An 8,077-nucleotide genomic window follows, 5' to 3' on the forward strand; every position below is an offset into this window, starting at 1 on the left:
GTGCGGCGGCGCACCATGACGGACAGGGCGCGGTTGCCGACCCTGGCGCGGACGGGGAAGGCACGACGGGTGGTGGGGCGTCGGCGGGCGAGGACGAGGTCGGTGGAACCGGCCCGTACGGCGTCGGCCATCGGGGTGAGGGCGCGGGGGTCGAGGGTGGCGTCGCAGTCGCAGAAGGCGACCAGTTCGGCCTCGGCGGCGAGGAGTCCGGCGTGACAGGCCGCGCCGAAGCCGCGGCGGGGCTCCCGGATCACGCGCGCGCCGAGTTCGGCGGCGATCCGCGCGGATCCGTCGGTGGACCCGTTGTCGACGACCAGGGGGCGCCAGCCGGGAGGGATGCGGCCCAGCACCCAGGGCAGGGCGGCGGCCTCGTTCAGGCAGGGCAGCACGAGGTCCCCGTGGATGTCCCGACGGACCTCCGGTGGGGCCCCGGCCTCCCGGGAAGCGGTCTCGCTCATCCGGTTCCCTTTCCGGTGGGACGGCTGTGGTGGCGGTGTCACCGGGCCGGTTCGTCGCGGAATCACATTCCCGCAACGAACGCGACCAGTCGGCGATAACAAAAAGCTAACTTCACATGAACGCCAACCGTGGGACCCGCCGCCCACCGCGCGCCGCGGTCGCCACCGGCAGCACCCGTCGTCCCTCTCACACCGGTCGTCTCACCGGAAACGGGCCCGGGTATGCCGATCGGCCCCCGCGCGCCGACGGCTTTCGACCGCCTCCGACCCGGTCGCCCCCCTCAGGCCGGTCGGGGCGCGGGCTCGGCGGGCCGCAGCGGATCGGCCGCGAAGCGGGCCATGCCCTCGGCGAACCCCACCCGGGGCCGCCACCCCAACTCCTCCCGCAACCGTGAGGAGGAGGCGGTGATGTGCCGGACGTCGCCTAGGCGGTACTCCCCCGTCACCCGGGGCGCCGGACCGCCGAAGGCGTCGGCGAGCGCCGTGGCCATCTCCCCCACCGTGTGCGGGTCGCCGCTGCCGGTGTTGTAGGCCCGCAGCGTCCCCGCCGGACGGGTCTCCAGCGCCTCCAGGGCCGCGAGATTGGCCGCCGCCACGTCCGTGACGTGCACGAAGTCCCGGCGCTGGGCACCGTCCTCGAAGACCCGGGGTGCCTCCCCGCGTTCCAGCGCCGAGCGGAAGAAGGAGGCCACACCGGCGTACGGGGTGTCGCGCGGCATCCGCTCCCCGTAGACGTTGTGGTACCGCAGCGAGATGGCCCGGGCGCCCTCCGAACGCGCCCACGCGGCCGCCAGGTGCTCCTGGGTCAGCTTGGTCGTCGCGTACACGTTGCGCGGATCGACCGGGGCGTCCTCGGCGACGAGGCCGGGCTCCAGGTCCCGCCCGCACCGGGAACACGGCGGCTCGAAGCGGCCCGCCTCCAGGGCCTCCGGTGCCCGGGGCCCCGGCCGCACCGTGCCGTGCTCGGGACAGGTGTAGCGGCCCTCCCCGTAGACCACCATGGAACCGGCCAGCACCAGTCGCCGGATACCGGACCGCGCCATCGCCGCGAGAAGGACCGCGGTGCCCAGGTCGTTGCGCGAGACGTACTCCACCGCGTCGGAGAAGCCGTTGCCCAGGCCGACCATCGCCGCCTGGTGGCACACCGCCTCCACCCCGACCAGGGCCCGCTCCACCGCGGCGGGGTCGCGGACGTCGCCCTGGTACCAGGGGACGTCGGGATGGTGGTGCCCGCGCGGCTCGGTGTCGAGCACCACGGGCACCCTCCCCGCCGTGATCAGGGCGTCGACGACGTGGGAACCGATGAATCCGGCACCGCCGGTGACCAGTACGCGCATCTCCTCACGCTAGGTCGCCGGAACCTCCCGGGGGCGTCGACCGCGCCCCTCGGGCGTGTCGTGTCGCACGGGTCCCGCGTCGCGCGTGGTCGGCGCGCCCCGGCGGGGCGCGCCGACCACGGGTGTTCAGCGGCGTCGGACGCCGGCGGCCAGGTCCTCCGCCAGTTCCCGCACCCGGGACACCGCCTCGACGGTGTTCACCGGGGCCCCGGGAACGCCCTCCGCGTCGGCGGCGGGCAACAGGAGCTTGACGAAGGCCGACCCCACGATCACGCCGTCCGCGTACCCCGCCACCTCGGCGGCGTGGGCGGCCGTGGAGACCCCGAGCCCGACGCAGACCGGCAGTTCGGTGACCCCGCGCACCCGGTCCACCAGTTCCCGGGCCTCGGCCCCCACCGACTCCCGGGTGCCGGTGACCCCCATGAGCGAGGCGGCGTAGACGAACCCGCTGCCCGCCGCCGTGATCGTGGCCAGGCGGGCGTCCCGACTGCTGGGCGCGACCACGAAGACCGTGGCCAGCCCGTGCCGGGCGGCGGCCTTGCGCCAGACCTCGGACTCCTCCACCGGCAGGTCGGGCAGGATGCACCCGGCGCCGCCGGCGGCGGCCAGTTCCGCGGCGAACCGCTCGGGTCCGTAGCGGTCCACCGGGTTCCAGTAGGTCATGCACAGCACCGGCACGCCGGTGGCCGCGTGGACCTCCCGGATGGTGCGCAGCACGTCGGCGATCCGCAGACCACCCCGCAGGGCGATGTCGTCGGCGGTCTGGATGACGGGACCGTCCAGGACCGGGTCGCTGTGCGGCAAACCGATCTCCAGCACGTCGCACCCGCCCTCGGCCATCGCCACCGCGGCCCGGATGCCGTCCTCGACGGTGGGGAAGCCGGCCGGGAAGTAGCCGATCAGGGCGGCTCGGTCCTCCGCCGCCGCGCCGGCGAGGACCGCCGAGAGCAGTTCGGCGGTACCGGTGGTTCCCGTGGCGCCGCCGGCGCCGGGGGTCTCGACGGTGCTCATGCGGAGCCCTCCTCGGAGGCGCGCTCGGAGCCGTTCCCCGGGGCGGCCGGGTCGGCGGGGTCGGTGGAGGCGTCGGCGGCGAGGTCGGCGGGACCGCCCACGGCCTCGGCCGTGTCCCCGTACAGGCCGAACCAGCGGGCGGCGGTGTCCATGTCCTTGTCGCCGCGACCGGAGAGATTGACCAGGACGAGACCCTCCGGCCCGAGCTCGCGACCCACCTCCAGGGCCCCGGCCAGGGCGTGCGCGCTCTCGATGGCCGGGATGATCCCCTCGGTGCGGGAGAGCAGCCGCAGCGCCTCCATCGCCTCCGCGTCGGTCACCGGGCGGTACTCGCCCCGGCCGGTGTCCTTCAGCCAGGCGTGCTCCGGGCCGATACCCGGGTAGTCCAGCCCCGCCGAGATCGAGTGCGGTTCGGTGATCTGCCCCTCGTCGTCCTGCAGGACGTAGGAGCGGGAGCCGTGCAGGATGCCCGGTTCACCGGCCGTCAGCGTGGCGGCGTGTTTGCCCGAGGCCACGCCGTGCCCGGCGGCCTCCAGGCCCACCAGGCGGACCCCGGTGTCGGGGAGGAAGGCGTGGAACAGGCCGATGGCGTTGGAGCCGCCGCCCACGCAGGCCGCCACGGCGTCGGGCAGGCGTCCGACGCGCTCCAGGATCTGGCGCCGGGCCTCGACCCCGATCACCCGGTGGAAGTCGCGGACCATCGCCGGGAAGGGGTGGGGGCCGGCGACGGTGCCGAAGAGGTAGTGGGTGCGGTCGACGTTGGCCACCCAGTCGCGGAAGGCCTCGTTGATCGCGTCCTTCAGGGTGCGGCTGCCGGAGGCCACCGGCACCACCTCGGCGCCGAGCATCCGCATCCGGGCGACGTTGAGCGCCTGCCGCTCGGTGTCGACCTCGCCCATGTAGATCACGCACTCCAGGCCGAACAGGGCGCAGGCGGTGGCGGTGGCCACGCCGTGCTGTCCGGCGCCGGTCTCGGCGATCACCCGGGTCTTGCCCATCCGGCGGGTGAGCAGGGCCTGGCCGAGCACGTTGTTGATCTTGTGCGAGCCGGTGTGGTTGAGGTCCTCGCGCTTGAGGAACACCCGCGCGCCGCCCGCGTGTTCGGCGAAGCGCGGCACCTCGGTCAGGGCGCTGGGGCGCCCGGTGTAGTTGACCAGGAGGTCGTTCAACTCCGCGGCGAAGGCGGGGTCGGCCTTCGCCTTCTCGTACTCGACGGCGACCTCCTCCACCGCGGCCCGCAGGGCCTCGGGGATGAACATGCCGCCGAACGCGCCGAAGTATCCGTCGGCGCCGGGAAACCGACCGTCGGGGTCGGGTTGGAAGAAACCATCGGTCATGGCGTGAGCCTTCCGGAAGGGTGCGGTGGTCCGAACCGGTATCGGTGGGGTGTCGGTTCGCCGGCCCGCCGGAACCACCCCGCCGGCCCCCTTCGGGGCGGGCGCGGGCGCGACGGGACGGCGCGCCCCGCCGTCGACCGGCTCCGCGCCGCCCCCGTCCGGGACGGGAGGGCTCAGGGGAGCGCGGGGACGCTCCGGGGCGGGGCCGACGGCGGGGCGGTCGGCCCGGGCCATCGGCGGCCGTTGATCTGGCCCGGCTCGCACCCGATGTGGTAGCGCACCCGGCGGCCCAGCACGCGACGCGCCGGCGCCCGGCAGCCGCGCGGGCGGCAACCGGGGAGCAGGCGGGCGTGACGGGCCACGGCGATCAGCGCTCCTGTCGCAGGGCGGGGTGGGCGCCGGCGGCCACCAGGTCGGCGACCGCGGCCCGCGGGTCCCGGCCGGTGACCAGGGATTCCCCGACCAGCACCGCGTCGGCGCCGTCGTGGGCGTAGGCGATCAGGTCGTGCGGACCGCGCACGCCCGACTCGGCGACCTTCACCACCTCGGCGGGCAGCTCGGGCGCCAGGCGGGAGAAGGTGGAGCGGTCCACCTCCAGGGTGCGCAGGTCACGGGCGTTGACGCCGATCACCCGGGCCCCGGCGTCCAGGGCCCGCTCGACCTCCTCCTCGTCGTGCACCTCGACCAGGGGGGTCAGGCCGATGGACTCGGCGCGCTCGACCAGGGAGACCAGCGCGGGCTGGTCCAGGGCCGCGACGATCAGCAGCGCGAGGTCCGCGCCGTGCGCCCGGGCCTCCCAGAGCTGGTAGGAGGTGACGATGAAGTCCTTGCGCAGGACGGGGATGTCCACCCGGGCGCGCACCGCGTCGAGGTCGGCCAGCGACCCGCCGAACCGGCGCTCCTCGGTGAGGACCGAGATGGCGGCGGCGCCACCCGCCTCGTAGTCGGCGGCCAGCCCGGCCGGGTCGGCGATGGCCGCGAGCGCTCCCTTGGACGGGCTGGACCGCTTGACCTCGCAGATCACGCGCACACCCTCGCCGCGCAGGGCGGCCGCCCCGTCCAGGGGGGCGGGGGCGCGCTCGGCGGCCTCCTTCAGCTCGTCGAGCCCGACCCGCTCCTGACGCACGGCGAGGTCGGCCCGGACCCCGTCGATGATCTCGTCGAGCACACTCACGCGAGTGGCTCCTTTCTGTAGCGGTTCCTGTCGCGGCGTCCCGCCGCCGGTTCCGGGGGTCGGAACCACGCGCGGCACCTCCCGCGGAGGCGGACCCCGGCGGGGTGCCCCCGGCCCACGGCACGCGTCCACGCCCGTGGGTGTCCGTCGGTTCCGGCCGCACACGGTCGGACACGCCGATGGTATCGGCCGGCGGGGGTGGGACCCGCATTCCCCCCGGTCCGGTCCACCCCTCGGACGGCCGGCGGGGGAAGCGGCCGGGCCCGGCCCGGGGCCCGCGGCGGCTCCCGCCTCAGGGGGCGGGGAACGCGCCGACGGGCAGGTTCCGCAGCACGGTGAACACCGCGAGCGCCCCCACCCCGATGAGGAGGAGGAGCCGCGGGGTCGGCGCCGGGCGCCGGGGGACCGTGCCGGGGTCCCGGCGCCCCGGGAGCCGGTGACGGCGACGGAGCGCCCGCAGTGGGGCGAGGAGAAGCGCGGCGAGGGCGAGCAGCGGCACCACGGCGTTGGCCCGCAGCGCCGCGGGCAGGTCCCCCCGGGTCAGGGCGTGACCGGCCCGCAGACCCCCGCAGCCCGGGCACAGCAGGCCGGTGGCGGCGTGCACGGGGCAGGGCGGGTACCGTCCCGGCACCGAGGGGTCCGCTCCGGCGAGGAGCAGCAGGCCGGCCAGACCGAGCACCCCGGCCACCACGACGGCGAGCGGGGTCGCGCGGTCTCGCGACCGGCGGGCCGGGGGCGGGTGTTCCGGTGCGGGCGGGAGCCGGTCCGGGAGCGGCGCGGGCACGGTCCGAGCCTGCCGGCCGGGTGTCACCGCTGCACCGGGACGGGACGGCGGTGCAGCCGTCCGGGTGTGGTCCGCCGCCCGAACGGCGGGGACACGCGAAGCCGGGCCGGCGGGGGCGCCGACCCGGCGGGGTCCGGGAGGATCCGGGGGGGGACCCGTGACGGGTCGGCGGTGCCGACCGGTCGGGTCAGACCGCGGCGCCGCGCGTGTCGGCGGCCTCGGCCGGGGCGGCCTCGCGGGGGCCGGGCACGGAGGTCTTGCCCGGGGCGGGACGCTGCGGGGCGGGCTCCGCTCCCAGGCCCATGGAACGCATCACCAGCGCGGCCACCCCGCCCAGCGCCACGACCAGGACGCTCGCGAGCACCAGCCACGGCTGGGCCATCACGGTGAAGACGCCGCCCAGGCAGAAGCCGATGAGCGCGATGGTGACTCCGGTCCAGGCCGCCGGGGAATTGCCGTGGCCGTGGCTGTTGGCCGCCATGAATGACTCCTTGGTGACGGTGGGGGCACGCGGCGGGGGCACCGGGGCGCCGTCCGCGGACATTTCCGGAGCCATTCTGACAGGTGGGCGCACGTCGGCCGCACCCGCCTCCCCCTCCCCGGGAGGGGTGGAGGGCTCAGCCGGTGGGATCCTCGCCCCGGTCCATGGCCTTCCACATCTCCTCCGGCCGCTCCGGGTCCGCCGGGCGGCCGGCACGCCGGCCGGGGCCGCGTCCACCGCGCCCACCAGCGCGAACGCCGCTCGGTCCGGTTCGCTCGTAGCGTCCGGACATGGCGGGCCAGGCCGCGCCGTGGCGCAGGGCGAGGACCCCCGCCAGGACGATGGCGAGTCCGCCGAGCGCGGAGACCCACGGCCAGGGGGTGTGGTCGACACCACTGAGCGAGGCCTGTGTCAGGCCGGTCGTCTCGGCGGCGGCGGAGCGCAGCGCGGCGGTGTCCCGGGCCCCGGCGACGGCGGAGGCCACCGCTCCCGCCCCCGCCAGCAGCAGCACACCGGAGACGATCCGGCGACCGGTGCGGCGCACGGCGAAGACCGCCACCAGCGAGGCGAGGCCGACCAGGGCCAGGGCGCTGGGCAGCCCGGAGACCTCCCCCCCGGTGACCGTGACGGGAAGGGTGCCGCCGGCCGCGCCGGAGGCGAGGGCCTCGGCCCACCGCTGCCCGGAGGCGATCAGGACGACGGCCGCGCCCACGGAGCCCGCCGCCAGTGCGAGGGGCAGGGCGCGGCGGGCGGCGCGGCCGGGGGCCCCGGGCGTCCGGGCGGGCTCGTCGGTCGGTTCCGGGTCGACCCGGTCGGCCGAGCCGTCCCGGGGTCCGGGGGTCGGTCGGTCCGCGCCGTCGTCGGCGGGGGCGGTGCCCCCGTCGGGGGCGGCGTCCGGGCCGGCGTCGCGGGACGGGGTACGGCGCTGGGGGTCGTTCACCCCTCCACGCTACCGCGCAGGCGTTCGGCGGTTCCGATCGCCCGGAGCACGGCCGCGGCCTTGTTCCGGCACTCGGCGTCCTCCGCCGCCGGGTCGGAGTCGGCCACCACGCCCGCCCCGGCCTGTACGTACGCCGTCCCGTCGCGGAGCACGGCGGTGCGGATGGCGATGGCGGTGTCCGCGTCCCCGGCGAAATCCAGGTACCCGATACATCCGCCGTAGACCCCCCGGCGGGTGGGTTCCAGCTCCTCGATGATCCGCAGGGCCCGGGGCTTGGGGGCGCCCGACAGGGTTCCGGCGGGGAAGCAGGCCGTGAGGGCGTCGAAGGCGGTGCGTCCCTCGGCGAGCCGGCCGGTGACGGTGGAGACGATGTGCATCACGTGGCTGTACCGCTCGACGGACATGAAGTCCACCACCTCCACGGTGCCCGGGGCGCTGACCCGTCCGAGGTCGTTGCGGCCGAGGTCGACCAGCATGAGGTGTTCGGCCCGTTCCTTGGGGTCGGCCAGCAGCTCCTCGGCGAGGGCGGCGTCCCGGGCGGGGTCGGGGTCCCGG

At 76.4% G+C, this 8,077-nt stretch carries 10 protein-coding genes; all 10 read right to left on the minus strand.

Annotation, left to right across the window (positions count from 1 at the left end):
- The coding region (locus tag FOE67_RS10130; RefSeq protein WP_182662736.1) for a glycosyltransferase family 2 protein at positions 1–458 on the minus strand (458 nt) is incomplete at its 3' end.
- Between the two features lie 281 nt (positions 459–739).
- On the minus strand, positions 740–1,795 hold the full coding sequence (locus FOE67_RS10135; RefSeq protein WP_182662738.1) for an NAD-dependent epimerase/dehydratase family protein: 1,056 nt from the start codon (positions 1,793–1,795) through the stop codon (positions 740–742).
- 126 nt (positions 1,796–1,921) lie between these two features.
- Complete coding sequence (gene trpA / locus FOE67_RS10140) at positions 1,922–2,806, minus strand: tryptophan synthase subunit alpha (protein WP_182662740.1); 885 nt, start codon at positions 2,804–2,806, stop codon at positions 1,922–1,924.
- Entirely contained in the window at positions 2,803–4,143 is a 1,341-nt protein-coding gene (gene trpB / locus FOE67_RS10145) for a tryptophan synthase subunit beta (protein ID WP_182662743.1), read from the minus strand. Before trpB ends, trpA begins: the two co-directional genes overlap by 4 nt.
- Positions 4,144–4,316: 173 nt before the next feature.
- Positions 4,317–4,505: a tryptophan biosynthesis modulator TrpM gene (gene trpM, locus FOE67_RS29140; protein ID WP_323384634.1), complete on the minus strand. Its 189-nt coding sequence runs from the start codon at positions 4,503–4,505 to the stop codon at positions 4,317–4,319.
- A 5-nt stretch (positions 4,506–4,510) separates the two neighbouring features.
- Positions 4,511–5,317 carry an indole-3-glycerol phosphate synthase TrpC gene (gene trpC / locus FOE67_RS10150; RefSeq protein WP_182662745.1) on the minus strand — a complete coding sequence of 269 codons (807 nt, stop codon included), beginning with the start codon at positions 5,315–5,317 and terminating at the stop codon, positions 4,511–4,513.
- Positions 5,318–5,609: 292 nt separating this feature from the next.
- Positions 5,610–6,101, minus strand: coding sequence for a DUF2752 domain-containing protein (locus FOE67_RS10155; protein WP_323384636.1), 492 nt, complete (start codon positions 6,099–6,101; stop codon positions 5,610–5,612).
- A gap of 187 nt (positions 6,102–6,288) precedes the next feature.
- Positions 6,289–6,582, minus strand: a complete 294-nt coding sequence (locus FOE67_RS10160; protein WP_182662749.1) for an HGxxPAAW family protein — start codon at positions 6,580–6,582, stop codon at positions 6,289–6,291.
- 136 nt (positions 6,583–6,718) lie between these two features.
- Positions 6,719–7,522, minus strand: coding sequence for a TIGR02234 family membrane protein (locus FOE67_RS10165; RefSeq protein ID WP_182662751.1), 804 nt, complete (start codon positions 7,520–7,522; stop codon positions 6,719–6,721).
- The coding region (locus FOE67_RS10170; RefSeq protein WP_182662754.1) for an anthranilate synthase component I family protein at positions 7,519–8,077 on the minus strand (559 nt) is incomplete at its 5' end. The genes FOE67_RS10170 and FOE67_RS10165, both read right to left, overlap by 4 nt.

The sequence above is a fragment of the Streptomyces calidiresistens genome (genome assembly GCF_014141525.1).
In the GTDB taxonomy this organism is placed as follows: Bacteria; Actinomycetota; Actinomycetes; order Streptomycetales; family Streptomycetaceae; genus Streptomyces; species Streptomyces calidiresistens.

Bases quoted from the DNA above. Each gene is read 5' to 3' on its own strand.
- FOE67_RS10135 (WP_182662738.1), bottom strand. From the start codon at position 1,795: ATGCGCGTACTGGTCACCGGCGGTGCCGGATTCATCGGTTCCCACGTC.
- trpA (WP_182662740.1), bottom strand. From the start codon at position 2,806: ATGAGCACCGTCGAGACCCCCGGCGCCGGCGGCGCCACGGGAACCACC.
- FOE67_RS10160 (WP_182662749.1), bottom strand. From the start codon at position 6,582: ATGGCGGCCAACAGCCACGGCCACGGCAATTCCCCGGCGGCCTGGACC.
- trpB (WP_182662743.1), bottom strand. From the start codon at position 4,143: ATGACCGATGGTTTCTTCCAACCCGACCCCGACGGTCGGTTTCCCGGC.